Source organism: Sphingobacterium thalpophilum (genome assembly GCF_038396785.1).
Lineage (GTDB): Bacteria > Bacteroidota > Bacteroidia > Sphingobacteriales > Sphingobacteriaceae > Sphingobacterium > Sphingobacterium thalpophilum_A.
This window is the reverse complement of the sequence record NZ_CP151087.1, coordinates 730,512-745,482: the sequence shown is the minus strand read 5'-3', so window position 1 is coordinate 745,482 and position 14,971 is coordinate 730,512. Positions and strand designations below refer to the sequence as shown.

15 protein-coding genes and 2 tRNA genes are annotated in these 14,971 nt (G+C 38.5%); 9 read left to right on the top strand and 8 right to left on the bottom strand.

All coding sequences use genetic code 11. The features are described 5' to 3' along the window. Positions 1 to 188 precede the first annotated feature (188 nt). Positions 189 to 761, bottom strand: a complete 573-nt coding sequence (gene purN, locus AACH28_RS03470) for a phosphoribosylglycinamide formyltransferase (RefSeq protein WP_070563826.1) — start codon at positions 759 to 761, stop codon at positions 189 to 191. A 157-nt stretch (positions 762 to 918) separates the two neighbouring features. On the opposite strand from purN, the gene AACH28_RS03465 reads away from it, so the two are divergent. Next, the gene (locus AACH28_RS03465; RefSeq protein ID WP_088161680.1) at positions 919 to 1,413 is read left to right on the top strand and encodes a thioredoxin family protein; all 495 of its coding nucleotides are present in this window, start codon (positions 919 to 921) and stop codon (positions 1,411 to 1,413) included. Positions 1,414 to 1,474: 61 nt separating this feature from the next. Here the strand turns inward: AACH28_RS03465 and clpB are convergent, their stop codons facing one another. Continuing rightward, the gene (gene clpB, locus AACH28_RS03460; RefSeq protein WP_341832254.1) at positions 1,475 to 4,075 is read right to left on the bottom strand and encodes an ATP-dependent chaperone ClpB; all 2,601 of its coding nucleotides are present in this window, start codon (positions 4,073 to 4,075) and stop codon (positions 1,475 to 1,477) included. A 271-nt stretch (positions 4,076 to 4,346) separates the two neighbouring features. On the opposite strand from clpB, the gene AACH28_RS03455 reads away from it, so the two are divergent. Next, positions 4,347 to 4,419: transfer RNA gene (locus AACH28_RS03455), tRNA-Thr, on the top strand. A 34-nt stretch (positions 4,420 to 4,453) separates the two neighbouring features. Further along, positions 4,454 to 4,526, top strand: a tRNA-Thr gene (locus tag AACH28_RS03450). A gap of 104 nt (positions 4,527 to 4,630) precedes the next feature. Here the strand turns inward: AACH28_RS03450 and AACH28_RS03445 are convergent. The 5 genes from AACH28_RS03445 to AACH28_RS03425 all read right to left on the bottom strand — a co-directional run bounded on the left by AACH28_RS03445 (position 4,631) and on the right by AACH28_RS03425 (position 8,481). Beyond that, entirely contained in the window at positions 4,631 to 5,479 is an 849-nt protein-coding gene (locus tag AACH28_RS03445; RefSeq protein WP_341831486.1) for a transposase, read from the bottom strand. 115 nt (positions 5,480 to 5,594) lie between these two features. Next, a complete protein-coding gene (locus AACH28_RS03440) occupies positions 5,595 to 5,960 on the bottom strand; it encodes a transposase (RefSeq protein WP_149525777.1) in 366 nt (121 codons plus the stop codon). A gap of 37 nt (positions 5,961 to 5,997) precedes the next feature. After that, the gene (locus tag AACH28_RS03435) at positions 5,998 to 7,410 is read right to left on the bottom strand and encodes an alkaline phosphatase (RefSeq protein WP_341832253.1); all 1,413 of its coding nucleotides are present in this window, start codon (positions 7,408 to 7,410) and stop codon (positions 5,998 to 6,000) included. A gap of 90 nt (positions 7,411 to 7,500) precedes the next feature. Next, positions 7,501 to 8,154: an NAD(P)H-binding protein gene (locus AACH28_RS03430; protein WP_341832252.1), complete on the bottom strand. Its 654-nt coding sequence runs from the start codon at positions 8,152 to 8,154 to the stop codon at positions 7,501 to 7,503. 84 nt (positions 8,155 to 8,238) lie between these two features. Next, positions 8,239 to 8,481, bottom strand: a complete 243-nt coding sequence (locus AACH28_RS03425; protein WP_088161677.1) for a hypothetical protein — start codon at positions 8,479 to 8,481, stop codon at positions 8,239 to 8,241. Between the two features lie 208 nt (positions 8,482 to 8,689). Here AACH28_RS03425 and AACH28_RS03420 point away from each other — a divergent pair, with 208 nt between their 5' ends. Further along, complete coding sequence (locus AACH28_RS03420; RefSeq protein ID WP_046673540.1) at positions 8,690 to 8,875, top strand: hypothetical protein; 186 nt, start codon at positions 8,690 to 8,692, stop codon at positions 8,873 to 8,875. Positions 8,876 to 8,925: 50 nt separating this feature from the next. On the opposite strand, the gene AACH28_RS03415 is transcribed toward AACH28_RS03420, so the two are convergent. Beyond that, entirely contained in the window at positions 8,926 to 9,378 is a 453-nt protein-coding gene (locus tag AACH28_RS03415; protein WP_088161676.1) for an Lrp/AsnC family transcriptional regulator, read from the bottom strand. 122 nt (positions 9,379 to 9,500) lie between these two features. Here AACH28_RS03415 and AACH28_RS03410 point away from each other — a divergent pair, with 122 nt between their 5' ends. The 5 genes from AACH28_RS03410 to AACH28_RS03390 all read left to right on the top strand — a co-directional run bounded on the left by AACH28_RS03410 (position 9,501) and on the right by AACH28_RS03390 (position 14,857). Next, the gene (locus tag AACH28_RS03410) at positions 9,501 to 10,370 is read left to right on the top strand and encodes an aminotransferase class III-fold pyridoxal phosphate-dependent enzyme (RefSeq protein WP_341832251.1); all 870 of its coding nucleotides are present in this window, start codon (positions 9,501 to 9,503) and stop codon (positions 10,368 to 10,370) included. Continuing rightward, positions 10,331 to 11,353 (top strand): IS5 family transposase, encoded by a 1,023-nt coding sequence (locus AACH28_RS03405; RefSeq protein WP_112374319.1) that lies wholly within the window; start codon positions 10,331 to 10,333, stop codon positions 11,351 to 11,353. The genes AACH28_RS03410 and AACH28_RS03405 overlap by 40 nt, the downstream gene beginning before the upstream one ends. Positions 11,354 to 11,491: 138 nt before the next feature. Then, entirely contained in the window at positions 11,492 to 12,064 is a 573-nt protein-coding gene (locus AACH28_RS03400; protein WP_341832250.1) for an aminotransferase class III-fold pyridoxal phosphate-dependent enzyme, read from the top strand. A 3-nt stretch (positions 12,065 to 12,067) separates the two neighbouring features. Next, positions 12,068 to 13,033: an arginase gene (locus tag AACH28_RS03395; protein ID WP_088161674.1), complete on the top strand. Its 966-nt coding sequence runs from the start codon at positions 12,068 to 12,070 to the stop codon at positions 13,031 to 13,033. Positions 13,034 to 13,288: 255 nt separating this feature from the next. Next, positions 13,289 to 14,857, top strand: coding sequence for a tetratricopeptide repeat protein (locus tag AACH28_RS03390; protein ID WP_341832249.1), 1,569 nt, complete (start codon positions 13,289 to 13,291; stop codon positions 14,855 to 14,857). The last annotated feature ends 114 nt before the right edge of the window (positions 14,858 to 14,971 follow it).

Sequence of the window (14,971 nt, the reverse complement as noted above, 5' to 3'; positions counted from 1 at the left end):
ATATTTTTTGCAACACTTTTTAAAGCAGGCACAAGAAAAGTCAGAAAAAGGGTTCATAGCCGTATTCCGAAACTGAAACAACCCGGCTTTATTTTCTGATTCATCGATCTCCAACACAGATTCAATAACTTCGTTCATAATACAAAGTTACAATTTGTTTAAAACAATTCTAAATAATAGAATTGTTTTTACATTTTTTTGATAAGATTTTCAATTATTTTAGGGAAGTACTGATGTTCGAGTTGCTGCCCTTTAAATTTAATAATGTCTAAAGTATCGTTGGGATCCACTTTGAATCGTGCTTGGTATATAATTTCCCCCTCGTCAAAATGTTCATTTGCGAAGTGGATCGTAATGCCATGTTCCTCTTCCTTATTGGCCAAAACGGCTTTGTGTACATGGTCACCATACATACCTTTGCCACCATATTTTGGTAGGAGAGCAGGATGTATATTTATAATTTGATTTGGAAATGCTTTCAGAAGGTTGTTGGGAACGAGCCAAAGAAAACCTGCCAAAACAATCAGATCAATATTTAAGTTTTTAAGAATATTGACAACGTTGTCGGTTTTGTAAAATTCGTCACGATCAAATATATGTGCAGGTATTTCAAAATTGTCGGCTCGCTGAATAACGTAAGCATCAGGGTTATTGGATAAAATCAAGGCAACCTCAGCTTCATCTGAATACTTGAAATGTTCCATTATTTTTTGAGCATTGGACCCTGAACCTGAAGCAAAAATAGCAATTCGTTTTTTCACGATTAATAAGTATTAATAGATTTGATCGATTTAAAAATTAGCCCAAACTTACGGATTTTTTGTAAAAAAACTAAAATAATAGTTGACTGAAGCGCATTTTTAAGTATTATTGATTAAAATTAATTGAATAGTCACTGTTGGTTTAAATTTCTTTAACATGAGGTTCCTTTGTTCCCTATTTTTTGTAAGTGTATTTTTCTTATTTCAACCTGTTTTTGCACAGGCACCCAAAACACTTCCATCGTTTACTTTTGATGAGGTCTATCAGGCTAACAAGTTTAATTCGGACAAGCTTCCAAAATCGGGCTATATTGTGCTGGATTTTTACGACCCGGGTTGTGGCCATTGTCAGAAAATGGGGGCTGGTATCGCACAGCACTTGTCCAAATTCAAGAATGTATCCTTCTATTTTATTTCCATGAATGACAAGCCTTATGTCGATGGATTTATTAATATGCATGCGAAGGCATTGAAAAGTGCTCCAAATGTCAAATTCTTGTTTGATGCTGGAACTCAATTTATTGAAAAATTTAAGCCAAGCAATTACCCTTCGCTCTATATCTATGATGCAAAAACCAAAGTCTTGGTACAGCATTTGGACGGCGAAGACGATGTAAACAAGTTGTTAAAAGCTTTAGGTATTACAGGTTAAATGTTTAAAAATTAGCAATAAAAAAAAGAAGGTCCGATAGTACTATCGGACCTTCTTTTTTTTATTGTTCTTGTTTATTGATGAACACAAATTTACCGTCGAATACATCCAGACGAATAATCGAATCGCGATTTACTTTTCCGGATAAAATTTCCTTTGATAATTCATTTAAAATTCGTTTTTGAATAACACGTTTTAGTGGCCTAGCCCCATAAATAGGGTCATAACCAAGCTGTGCCAACCAATCCATTGCTTCATCAGAAGCCGTAATGAATATATTTTGTTCGGCCAGCTGTTTCTGAACATGTGCAAATTGTAAACGAACAATATCTCCAATTTCGTCTCGACTTAATGGCGTAAACATAATCACTTCATCGATACGGTTCAAAAACTCGGGGCGAATCGACTGTTTTAAAAGATCGAAGACCTCATTGCGTGTTTTGGCGATAATTTCATCCCTATTATCATCGGTCAGATGACTGAAATTCTCCTGTATAATGGTTGACCCCGTATTGGAGGTCATAATGATAATGGTGTTTTTGAAGTTTACCGTACGACCTTTGTTGTCTGTAAGATGGCCATCATCCAATACCTGCAATAGGATATTGAATACATCGGGATGAGCTTTTTCAATTTCATCTAACAAAACAACAGAATAAGGTCTTCTTCGGACTGCTTCAGTCAACTGTCCGCCTTCATCATAGCCGACATATCCCGGAGGCGCTCCGATTAAACGAGACACTGCGTGTCGTTCTTGATATTCCGACATATCAATACGAACCATGGATTGTTCGTCGTCAAATAAGAACTCGGCAAGTGCTTTTGCAAGTTCGGTTTTTCCGACTCCAGTAGTCCCCAAAAATATGAACGATCCTATTGGTCGTTTCGCATCATTTAATCCAGCACGTGATCGACGAATGGCATCGGAAATAGCTTCTATTGCTTCATCCTGACCGGCGACACGTTTATGAAGCTCTTCCTCTAGATTCAGTAATTTTTCGCGTTCTGATTGAATCATTTTACTCACAGGTATTCCCGTCCATTTTGCAACAACATCAGCAATGTCTTCTGAAGTAACTTCTTCTTTGAGCATACGCTTGCTTTCTTGTTTTTCGGCGAGTTCAGCCTTTAGTTTGTCCACTTTTTCTTGCGCTTCTTTAATTCGTCCATAACGAAGTTCTGCTACCTTTCCATAGTCTCCGGAACGCTCGGCCTGCTCAGCTTCGAGTTTGTAGTTTTCAATATTCTCAATCTCTTGATTGACATTGTCAACAAGACTCTTTTCTTCTTGCCACGATGCTCTCAACGTATCTCTTTCTGCAGATAGATTAGCGATACTTTCCGACAGTTCTGCGACTTTTTTATCGTCATTTTCACGTTTCAAAGCTTCACGCTCAATTTCCAATTGCATGATACGACGTTCAAGCTCATCGACAGCTTCCGGTACAGAATCCATTTCAAGGCGCAATTTGGATGCTGCCTCATCAATTAAATCAATCGCTTTATCTGGTAGAAAACGATCGGCAATATAGCGCTGTGATAATTCCACTGCAGCAATGATAGACTCATCCAGAATGCGTACCTTATGGTGTGTTTCGTAGCGTTCTTTTAGGCCACGGAGAATGGAAATGGCATCTTGCGTGTCAGGTTCTTCAACCATAACTTTCTGGAACCTGCGCTCCAATGCTTTATCTTTCTCAAAGTATTTTTGGTATTCGTTTAAGGTTGTCGCTCCAATTGCGCGTAGTTCACCTCTAGCTAAAGCTGGTTTGAGGATATTAGCCGCATCCATGGCGCCTTCACCACCTCCAGCACCCACCAATGTATGGATTTCGTCGATAAAGAGTATAATGTCTCCATTGGAATCGGTAACTTCTTTTACAACCGCTTTTAGACGTTCTTCAAATTCACCTTTATATTTAGCTCCGGCAACCAAAGCGCCCATATCTAAGGAAAATACAATCTTAGATTTTAAGTTTTCAGGCGCGTCGCCTTTTATAATTCTGTAAGCAATACCTTCCGCAATAGCCGTTTTACCAACCCCAGGTTCACCAACGAGTATTGGGTTGTTTTTGGTACGACGGGAGAGTATCTGCATCACCCGTCTAATTTCCTCATCACGGCCGATAACGGGATCCAATTTGCCGGATTCGGCATATTCATTTAAATTTCGGGCATATTTTCCCAAAGCATTGTAGGTGGCCTCCGCATTTTGATCAGTTACCCGGCTGTTTCCGCGCAATTCTTTTATGGCGGTCTTTAAGTCTTTTTCTGTAACGCCCTGTGACTTAAGTAATGTTGAGGTCTTATCAGAAGTTGCCAGGATACCCAATAGTAAATGCTCTACCGAGACAAATTCATCATTGAATTCTTTGAGATAGCCCTGTGCTTTCTGAAGTGCATTGTTGGCATCACTACTTAAATAAATATTGCTGCCACTAACCTTCGGAAAACCTTCAATTTGTTTGTCAAGTTCAGTGCCGAGATAGCTGAGGTTGACATTTAATTTTTTTAATAAGTGGCTGACAACATTTTCATCCACGGTGAGTAAAGCTTTTAAAATATGCGCGGTCTCAATGGCCTGTTGTTGATGGCCTGCCGCAATTTCGGAAGCTTTTTGTATAGCCTCTTGGGCTTTAATTGTATAGTTGTTAAAATTCATTTTTATTGTCTTATTTAAAGTTTCGTTAATACATATTGGTTATAACAATTGAAGTGCCATTCAGGTTTTAAGCCATACTTCGGAAAAAATGGCAATATTTTTTATTGAATCATGACAAATTTTCAGTTATTAAAAATAATGCGCTTGATTTTTAAATAATTGGCTTAGCAGGGTAGAAAATTCTTGAAATCGACTTGCATTTTTGGTTTAAGCTTTCGATATTTGCAGCATCTTAAAACGGTCAGACGTTGTAAGATTGAAAAGAAGTAACGCCTCTTTAGCTCAGCTGGTAGAGCAACTGACTTGTAATCAGTAGGTCATTGGTTCGATTCCGATAAGAGGCTCTTTTAAGCAACATGCATTAAACTTCTTTAAAAAGCCTCTTTAGCTCAGCTGGTAGAGCAACTGACTTGTAATCAGTAGGTCATTGGTTCGATTCCGATAAGAGGCTCATAAAAAAGATCCCCAAGATTTCTTGGGGATCTTTTTTTGTTTAGTCCAAACCAAGTTTTGCTGCTGTAGCGATTTTCTTGGATCAGTTTCAAAACCTGTGGACTACGCAAATAATTTGGTCAATCTGAACAGGAAGAAATTGATGTCACCTACACCTCTAAACTGACTTCTGAAAGCTTTTATCTTTGCATTGAAAGATTCTGCTGAAGCATTTGTACTCTTGTTGTCGAAGTAGTTCAATATTTTTTTGTGATGGATATTTATGGTTCTGGAGACGGTGTTGAATGACTTGAAGCCGGCCTGTTCCACTTTATCCGCCCATTTTGCCAACCTTGTAAAGGCGTAGATCTTATCTATGGTGGTGTTGAATATCCAAGAGAGTTCTTGGGATAGCCTGTACGCCTTTTCAATATCGGGATATCGCTCAAAGAGTACAGCAGCCCTTTCTCTTTGCTCGTAAGTCCATTTATGTTCACTTTTATAAAGCAGGTATCGGCTTCTTGCAAGTAACTGTTTGATGGTTTCACTGTTGGATAGGACTTCCGGAAAATAGGTTTCCTTATTCTTTCGTGCTTGGTCAATTGCCTGATTTTCATCGTCAATGGCCTGCCAGCGGTGCTTTATCCTTATTTCCTGAAGCGCTTCGTTAGCAAGTTGCTGAACATGGAAACGGTCTATTACCTGAACAGCATTGGGAAAGCATCTTTTGGCTATCAATCCCATATTACCGGCTAAATCAAGCGTTATCTCTTGAACTTTATTTCGTAATCTCTGTGGGATCTTTTGAAGGATCGGGATAATGTTCTCTGATTTTGTCCCGTTCAGTATGGCTACAATGGTCCCTTTTTTGCCCCGTGCTTCTTTATTGGTGACAACGGTATAGAGCTCGCCATGGGATAGGCAGGTCTCGTCAATAGAAAGATGGCCGCTGACATTCTGTGGGAAGGTCAATCCATCTCGCGCATTTTCGCGATGCTCCCAATCCTGGAAACCGCTCAGTTTATTGCGGTAGTATCTCCTTAGTTTACTGGCTGATATCCCATAGAATGAACTGATGGTCTGAATGCTATGAGCCTGGTTGTCCGCTGATACCTTTTAAAAAAGCTGCGAAATCCTGTGTGATGCGCGTCCCTTTGGCTACTAGTTCCCAATTTCTGTAGACTACTTTATCGGTATCCTGGTTGAGCCACCTGCGGCGCTTGACATGAAGATAGACCTGCATGCCACGGATAGGAAAATCTTGAAGGGTAACGGGTTCGAAAAACCCCTTGGAAATCAACTTCTGGCCTTGATATTCTTCAGGTGTATTATTGAGTTCCTCCAGAAAGATATCCAGTCTTTTTTCTTCTTTGGAATAGTGGGTCATCTCAAAATAATCGGAAACTCCTTCGGGAATAATTAAGGGCATTAACGCGTTGAAAGATTCGTGCATCTGTATAAATATCAAAGCACAAATATCTAATTATTTTTTATCCCCTCCACAACTTTTGTACATGATCCATTTTCTTTGGTATATCAGTGTTATCCATTTTCTGATTGAATTGTTCGGAGCCAACACCGATCGCATATACCGGTGCATAGGCGGCCGAATGGTTGTTAGAGGCCCAGCTTATTGATCCCATCCGATTTAAGATTGAAATACTCAATGCGGCTATTTTGTCGTCGCTTGCGTAAAGGCTTTTTGCGGTTTCATTTTGATGATCGACAAAGCTTTTTTGATAGGCAGCTTCTAAAGCACTACGATCAGTTTCATGGATTGTAATTTTGGAAAATAAACCTGTTTGAGCGGCAATGAGATTCTTGAGATCGTCCCATGTTGCATTTGGATTATTCTTACGAAGGTTGGCAATTGCGTTCGAAAGTTCTGTATGCGAGATTTTTTGGTGGGACAAGAATTTTGTTTTCAGCGAAGAACTTCCATTACCGACACCTAATCCTCCTGTTTCATGGTCCGCTGTAACGACTATAAGTGTTTCATTTGGAAATTTTTTATAAAAATCATAGGCGAGTTGTACGGAGTTATTGAAATCCAACACTTCCTGAATCGTTGTAGCCGCATCATTTGCATGGCATGCCCAATCAATTTTTCCACCTTCAATCATTAAAAAGAAACCATTTGTATTATTTTTATGCAGTGAAGTGATAGCTGCAGATGTGATATCTGCCAGTTTTAAATCACTTGGCTTTTGGTCTATGGCATATTTAAGGGCATCTATAGGGCTGCCATCTGAATTCATCAATATGATCTTATCTGATTTATTTGGTAGTTGTGCATAAGCATCTTTTCCTTTAAGCACTTTATAGCCGGCTTTTTCTAATATGGGGAAAAGCGATGGCGCCTTTTTATGATCAAATGTTGTTTCGGGTTTGAGAAAATTGGATCCGCCAAAAAAATCAAAATTCGAAGTGACAATTTCTTTACCGATTTCATAATACATGTCGCGGTCTGCTTGGTGTGCATAAAATGAAGCTGGGGTAGCGTGGTCTATGCTGACGCTTGTAATAATACCGACTTTCTTTCCTTTTTGCTTTGCGGCATAAGCTATACTCTTATAGGCGACTGTTCCCGTACTGTCCATACCGATAACGCCATTTTTGGTTTTTTTTCCAACGGCTAAAGCGGTACCTCCAGCGCCTGAGTCCGTTACGCCATTGGAGAGTGAATGTGTGGAGGCAAATCCAACATGAGGAAATTGGGTAAACACAAGTGGGATTGGGTTATCTTTATGCTGTACTTCAGCTTGATGAATTTCGGTGAGATTAACCTGGTTGAGGCCCATGCCATCACCAATTAAGTAAAAAATGTATTTTGCTTCTTGGCCAAAAGAGGGGAAAACATGTACAAAAACGAGGAGGAACAGAAATAAAACGTGTTTTTTCATTTGAATGGTTGTTATTTTAAAAAAACACAAATTACAGCCTTAGGATTAGCTTACTGTTAATTCAATATTATGAATTGTTTTTTACTTGTTTCAACTGGTTTCTGCTGCTAATTTCTGGATATCTTTCACTGTTACAGTATGGATGCCTGTTGTGTAATGATTGATCGCCTGTAACATTGCCATAGCAACTTGTTCTACTGAAAGAGGCTCGTATGTTTTGAATAATCCTATTGTATTAAAGATACGAAGGGCAGCTATGGCTGTTTTTTCACCCAAGCGATCTGTATTTGGTCGGATTAATCCTCCAGGCTGGAAAATAATCAGCCGATTGAAATCAAGTGCTTTAACATCCTGTTCAAGGCTTCCTTTCATGCGGTTATAAAAAATTTTTGATGCAGGATCAGCAAGAACAGCCGATAATAAGAGAAAGGTAGGAAAACCATTTTTTTTAGCCAATGCCGCAAATTGCAAATTAAGATCATGATCTATTTTCCATTGTGCATCTTTACTGCCTGCGTCTTTTAATGTGGTGCCAAGGCAGGAAATTGCGACATCGCCCTGTATCACTTGCTCAAAATCCGTTAGATTTTCAAAATCTACGATAACCTGTTTCAATTTAATGTGCTCCTCAAACGAGACACGTCTTAAAAGCACAACGATTTCCGTAATTTCCTTAGATTTTAACATCAATTGAACGAGCGCTCTTCCTGTAGCGCCAGAACCACCTATTAAAACTACCTTCATTATTTCCTTACTTATTTTCTTTACTAATTATCTTGATTTAATTGCTTTACTGATAGTTATTTACCCGTATGATTGAGCATGCAATTAATCTTTATAATTGGGCTTGCCCGGAGTAAAGCGCACAATAGATTGATCCAATCGGAGGGTGTCTGCTACAGTGATTAGATCTTCTTCGACAATAAAATTTTGATCAATAGCGGTCTTTATTGTTGTAAAATCCTCTTGATCGGCATCCTGAAAATAGAGGAGGGATTGAATCGTAGATACAGCCACCAGTTCGAGCAATTCGTTTTCACCTTCTAATCCAACATAGAAAAAATCTGCCATAATAATGATATTTGATGTTATACGAATATACTTTTTTTATTTTTAAAATTTGTCAATTAGCACGAGAACTTCTTGAAGAGTGATAGACACGATGTCAAAAAGTTGTTGAAATTTTTGTTTCTTTGAAACAGTTTTGGGTAGCCATCGTAAAATATATTATATTTGATATAGTCATTTTAAAGATAATTAACAATAAGTTTTAATAACGATGGATAAAGAGCAGATACAAAATTGGTTAGATAATGGGTATGATATACTTCATCATGGAAGACCAGTGAAGGTTGAAGGTGATTTGTGGGACTACATCGATGGATTGGGAAGCTATGAAAATGTATATGTTTTGCGCGAATTGATCTACTGGACAGAAGAAGAATTGGCAAATATAGGTAAGTAGTGTGGAGACCCTGAAATAGAGGTTCAGGATCCCATGAATGTTTTATTGTACTAGAATATAATATTACGTTTGAAAGCACAGCCTAATTCAATAAGGGAATCTGTTTTTGCAATTCCTGGAATGCTATCGATTTTTTCATAGAGTAATTGTCGCATATGTTCGTGGTTTTTAGCAATAATTTTTACATATAGCGTGTAATTGCCCGTAATGTAATAGCATTCTGTAACTTCTGGTATTTTCTTAAGTTCTTCAATAATTCGGCTCGAGTCATGATCTTTTTCTAGACTTAGCCCTGTAAAAGCACCCCAATCATAGCCTAGCTTTTTTTCATTTAATACAGGCTTTATACCGGCCAGTATTCCTTGTTCCGTCAATCGGTTGATTCGTTGATGGATCATCGTATTGGATACGCCCATAGCTGTTGCTATTGCAGAGTAGGCCATCCGTCCATCTTCGTCTAAATATTTTAAAATCTGTAGATCAAAATCATCGATACTATTCATTGTAGAAAGCGGTTTAAAAGTTAATTTTAATATTTTTATGCTAATTTAGTGTTAAATTTTATTTTTCAGTCAATAAAAAAGTAAATATTGTATATTTGTTAGTATTAGAAAAAATCTGAATTATGAGTACAGTAGCTAAACATGGTAAGGGCGAGATGTTCATTGCCAAAGAAGAAAAATATGGAGCGCACAATTACCATCCTCTTCCAGTCGTATTGGAACGAGCTGAAGGAGTCGTGGTGTGGGATGTTGATGGAAAATCTTATTTTGATTTCTTATCTGCATATTCTGCTGTCAATCAGGGACACTGCCATCCGCGAATTATAGATGCTTTAAAAGAGCAAGTTGCGAAATTGACACTTACATCGAGAGCATTTTATAATAATAAATTGGGCGATTTTGAAGAAATGCTTTGTCAGTTATTTGGATTTGATAAGGCTTTGGTGATGAATTCGGGAGTTGAAGCGGTAGAAACGGCAATGAAGCTTTGTCGTAAATGGGCCTATCAGGTGAAAGGTGTAGCAGCCAATCAAGCGAAAATTGTCTTTGCCAAAGACAATTTCCATGGTAGGACAATCTCTGTTATATCGGCATCCAATGATAACACAGCAACACATGAATTTGGTCCCTTTTTAGATGGCATCGTACTCTTTCCCTATAATGATGTTGATGCGCTAGAACAGTTATTCAAAGCAGATAAAAATATCGCCGGTTTTATCGTTGAGCCAATTCAGGGCGAAGCGGGTATTGTCGTTCCTGATGAGGATTATCTGATGCGCGTGAGACAATTATGTACAAAATACAATGTATTAAGACCGTTGCAAAAGTGTTTGGTTTTTATTTTATTGATATTCAAGTTTTTAATTTGTTTCTTGTTGATTTTCGTTATATTTAAGGTATGGAAAAGACAGAAAAAGTTAGCTTTGTTGATTACATGGTTCAAAGACGGAAAATCAAGCAGGAATTCTTCGATCAGATCAATACATTGGTAAATTGGCGTCCGATTTCAAATATTATCAACAAGCATTACCACAAAGGGGAAAGCAAAATGGGACGCCCTAGTTATTCTGGTCTTGTCCTCTTCAAAATGACACTTCTACAGACCTGGTATGGTCTGAGTGACTACGAAGTAGAAGACCGTATAAACGACAGTATCTCCTTTAGTCGCTTTGTTGGCATCAGTTTGGACGATTCGGTTCCCGATCACAGTGTTATTAGCCGTTTTCGCAGCTCGCTGACAGAAAAGGGTGTTTATGAGAATCTATTCAAGGAGCTGAACAAGCAGTTGAATAAACATAAAATATTGGTAAAACGTGGAGCTATCGTTGATGCCAGTATTGTTGATTCTCCGCTAAAACCAAAAGGCAAAGTTATTTACGAGATCGAAAGTGACCGTAGTGAACATCCTCGCGAAGATTCTGAGCTGGATAAAGAGAATAGTGAACAGTTATTGATCCAACAAGAGAGCCCGGGTGTTGACCATGAAGCTCGTTGGATAAAGAAGGCTGGGAAAACACGTTATGGCTATAAAAAGCATTATGTCACCGATACAGAAGGCCTGGTTCTGGGCGTGGTAACCACTCCAGCAAATGTAAATGAAATTGCCAATCTTCAACAGGTAATATCTTCGGCTGACCTTCCAAAGGGCATCCATATCTATGCTGACAAGGGATATCGTTCCTCTAAAAATGAGGAATTGATCAAATCAGGAAAGCTAAAAAGCAGGATCTTGCATAAGGCAAAGAAAGGAACAGCGTTAACCGAAAGAGAGAAGTTAAGAAACAAACTGATCGGCAAGATCAGGTTCAAAGTTGAACGGACCTTCGGGAGCATCCGGCGATGGTTCAACTCAAGCTGTGCAAGGTATAAGGGGATCGCCAAAATGCATACACAAAATCTAATGGAAGCCATGGCGTACAATCTTTACAGATCACCTGGGATACTTGTGTCCAATGCAATAAAAAACACAAATTAAGCAGTTGAAAAGGCCTCAAAAAGAGGATTTTTCAAGAAAACGCAACTAGATTTCCGAATCCAAATCGGAAAAAACTGCAAAAAAAAAGCAAAAATAACCGATCAGAAAATATCAACATTATTTTGCAACGGTCTTGTATTGTTTATTGCAGACGAAATCCAAACCGGTATTGCTCGGACGGGAAGTATGTTGGCATCCTATGATATTGATGATGCGCAGAGTCAAAGCAAACCAGATGTTCTGATTTTAGGGAAAGCTTTATCAGGTGGTGTATTGCCGGTATCGGCAGTGTTGGCAAATGACTCCATTATGTTGTGTATTAAACCGGGCGAACATGGTTCTACCTATGGCGGGAATCCCTTAGCTTGTGCAGTAGCTATGGAAGCGCTAAATGTTGTGCGGGATGAAAATTTGACGCAACGGGCGTTTCAGATGGGGGCATTGTTTTTGGATGGATTGCGTCAGATTGCTGCTAAGTGCACGTTAATTACAGAAGTGCGCGGAAAGGGGCTCTTGACTGCCATTGTAATTGATGCCGATGAAGAAAGTGATTTGGCCTGGAATATCTGTCTCAAATTTAAAGAAAATGGACTTTTAGCGAAGCCTACACATGGTAACAAAATTCGATTGGCTCCGCCGCTGGTTATTACAAAAGAGCAAGTCGAGACTTGCTTAGGGATTATTGAGCGATCGTTGACTAATTTGAAATAGTGTATGGAGAAAATGATTGAATTGATCAAAAACAGATCGGATATAGGAGCAGGGACTAGGGGTTCAGATCTGGGCATCGACGCCATCGAGATAGCTGCAATTAATAAAGGAAGTCAATATTTCATTAACTATCCATTTGTTGATGTGCCGACTCGAAATAGCTCCATTTATCAGAATGATAATCATCCTTTTGCGAAACATATTCAGCAGATTTATGAACAATGCAAACAAGTAGCTTCCACCGTTGAAGATAGCTTATCTTCCGGCAATTTTCCATTGGTGTTTTCAGGGGATCATTCCTCCGCAATGGGGACGATCAGTGGTATAAAGTCCGCTTATCCCGATAAACAACTCGGTGTAATCTGGGTAGATGCGCATGCCGATATTCATTCTCCGCACACAACACCTTCTGGTAATATGCATGGAATGCCTTTAGCGGCGATGTTGAATGAGGATAATATCCCATGTAAAATCAATGAAATAGACGAATCGACACAAGAATTTTGGAATAAACTAAAACGAATAGCTGGCCCAGTAGGTAAAATACTATCCAATCATTTGATTTATTTTGGTGTAAGGGATACGGAAGAACCGGAAGATCTGGTCATTGAACGACTTGGCATTAAGAACTATCGTGTGGAAGATACGAGACAGCGCGGAATAACCGATTGTGTGGCTGAAGCATTGAAAATCCTAGAAGCATGTGATATGATTTATATCTCTTTTGATGTGGATAGCATGGATAGTGAATTGATATCGGATGGCACGGGAACACCAGTACCTAAGGGTTTTTTGCCAAGGGAGATTGTGTTGATTTTAGAAGAGATCATCCGATCTGGAAAGGTGATTTGTTTTGAAATTGTTGAAGTTAATCCGTTATTGGACAATAAAGGTAATAAAATGGCAGAGGTGGCATTTGATATATTAGAACGGATCACTCCGCTCATTGAATTGAAATCGGGTAATTAACCGGTTTTGGGATTGTCTATTTTCAAGCCCTTTTATTGATGTGTATCGTCAATAAAAGGGCTTTTTTAATAGTATATCGTTGAGCTTGGCGGATAAAAATAAGTCAGCCTTCCTTATGTTAAAACTCGTATTGCTTTATGTGATTTAATATTGTGTTAACATGTTTCATGTACATTTGCAATTCGATTATTTACGTTAAATATGAGGATTTCTGATAAAATTATTTTGTTTCTACTTTTTTTTATACAGCTTTTTTTGTGTCACCCGGGTACTGCGCAGGTTGAATCCTTTAAGGATATTAGAGGATTAAGTCAAAACCATCCTGATTCTGCAATTATGCTCGTCAAAAAACGTTATGCAAAAGCTGTTACGGATAAAGACTTATTATTACAAGCCAATTGTTTACAGGCGATTGGATGGTTATGTGTCAATCAGGGACATTATGGACAGGCGCAGGACTACTATTTTCAAGCCGATCGAATCTATACGCAATTAAATTCAAAACAGCATCTTGTTTCGAATTGGAGTGATATCGGGGAGCTCAATATTTTCAACAAACAACATGATGTAGCGAAAGTTTATTTTAACAAGGCGCTACATTCTTTCCGAACAGAGGGGGATAAAAATGGAGAGGCAGGTACATTAGGGAATATAGGTCATTTATTTGAAAAGGAAGCGAACTACGACTCCGCCTTTGTCTACCAGCATCTTGCTTTGTCCATTTATAGCAGTGTGGGTAATAAAAATGGAGAAGCCAAGATCCATGAAAATTTGGGCAGTATTTATGAAGATCTTGCAAGGTATGACAGCGCTTTTCTTCATTTTGAAAAAGCAAGTAAGCTCTATACGGAAACAAAAGACAATTATGGAAAAATTGTGGTCATCAATAATATGGGCGATATCTTTAGAAAGACCAATAAATATCCGGAAAGTATCAAATTGACACAATTGGCTTATCAGATGGCGGAAAATTTGGGTGATGTGTATCAAATGGCTGCTACGACAAAAGATTTGAGTAGAACATACGCCTTGCGTGGCCAAATGGATAGCGCATATTTTTATGCCGAAAAGAGCCGTAAGTTGGTGCTTGAACTGTATAGCGTAGATGGTGCTCGACATACAGCTTTTTTTCAGGCGCTCTACGATATGAACCAAAAAGCTGAGGAGATTGAAAAATTACAGGTGACAAAAAGAATCAACTTAATCATGCTGTGGGGTACAATTGTGGTTTTAATTTTGTTAATTGTATTATCCTATGTATTGTATAGTCGCCAGAAAATTAAGATCAAAAATCAGATCGCCGAATCGCGAAAACAGGAGGCCGAACGTGAGTTGACTGAAGTAGCCCTTAAAAACCAGTTACTTGAAGATAAACAGCTCAAGCAAGAACTGTCGCTCAAGCAAAAGGAATTGACATCCCATACCTTAAATCTAATCCGTAACAATCAATTTTTGGAAGAACTTCGTGATGAATTAAAAGGAATGGTTAAGGACGAACGCAGGGATCAAAAACGACAAATGCAGAAGTTGGTGTTGCAGATCAATGAAAATATCACACAGGGCATCCATTGGAAAGAATTTATGGGAACTTTCGAAAAGGTGCATCACAGCTTTTTTGAAAAACTTATTCAGCGATTTCCAGATTTGACGGCCGCAGATATGCGATTAATAGCATTGCTTAAAATAAATTTGAATAATATCGAGATTGCCGTCCTATTGGGCATATCACAAGATAGCCTTCGTGTTGCCAGACATCGATTGCGAAAAAAATTAAGATTGGAACAAGGAGAGGATCTAGCGGGTTATCTCGTTGGTATTTCATAATTTTTTAACACAGGAGTAATAGAATGTTAATGGTGTGTAATTTGTTTTTAAACTACTGTTTATTAGCGTTTTAAATCTTTCTGTTTCCTTGCTGTATAGTGCTCTTTTTACCTT

Excerpts from the sequence above, each read along its gene's own strand:
- AACH28_RS03465 (WP_088161680.1), top strand. The coding sequence starts at position 919 with ATGAGGTTCCTTTGTTCCCTATTTTTTGTAAGTGTATTTTTCTTATTT.
- clpB (WP_341832254.1), bottom strand. The coding sequence starts at position 4,075 with ATGAATTTTAACAACTATACAATTAAAGCCCAAGAGGCTATACAAAAA.
- AACH28_RS03440 (WP_149525777.1), bottom strand. The coding sequence starts at position 5,960 with ATGCACGAATCTTTCAACGCGTTAATGCCCTTAATTATTCCCGAAGGA.
- AACH28_RS03435 (WP_341832253.1), bottom strand. The coding sequence starts at position 7,410 with ATGAAAAAACACGTTTTATTTCTGTTCCTCCTCGTTTTTGTACATGTT.
- AACH28_RS03430 (WP_341832252.1), bottom strand. The coding sequence starts at position 8,154 with ATGAAGGTAGTTTTAATAGGTGGTTCTGGCGCTACAGGAAGAGCGCTC.
- AACH28_RS03425 (WP_088161677.1), bottom strand. The coding sequence starts at position 8,481 with ATGGCAGATTTTTTCTATGTTGGATTAGAAGGTGAAAACGAATTGCTC.
- AACH28_RS03420 (WP_046673540.1), top strand. The coding sequence starts at position 8,690 with ATGGATAAAGAGCAGATACAAAATTGGTTAGATAATGGGTATGATATA.
- AACH28_RS03415 (WP_088161676.1), bottom strand. The coding sequence starts at position 9,378 with ATGAATAGTATCGATGATTTTGATCTACAGATTTTAAAATATTTAGAC.
- AACH28_RS03410 (WP_341832251.1), top strand. The coding sequence starts at position 9,501 with ATGAGTACAGTAGCTAAACATGGTAAGGGCGAGATGTTCATTGCCAAA.
- AACH28_RS03395 (WP_088161674.1), top strand. The coding sequence starts at position 12,068 with ATGGAGAAAATGATTGAATTGATCAAAAACAGATCGGATATAGGAGCA.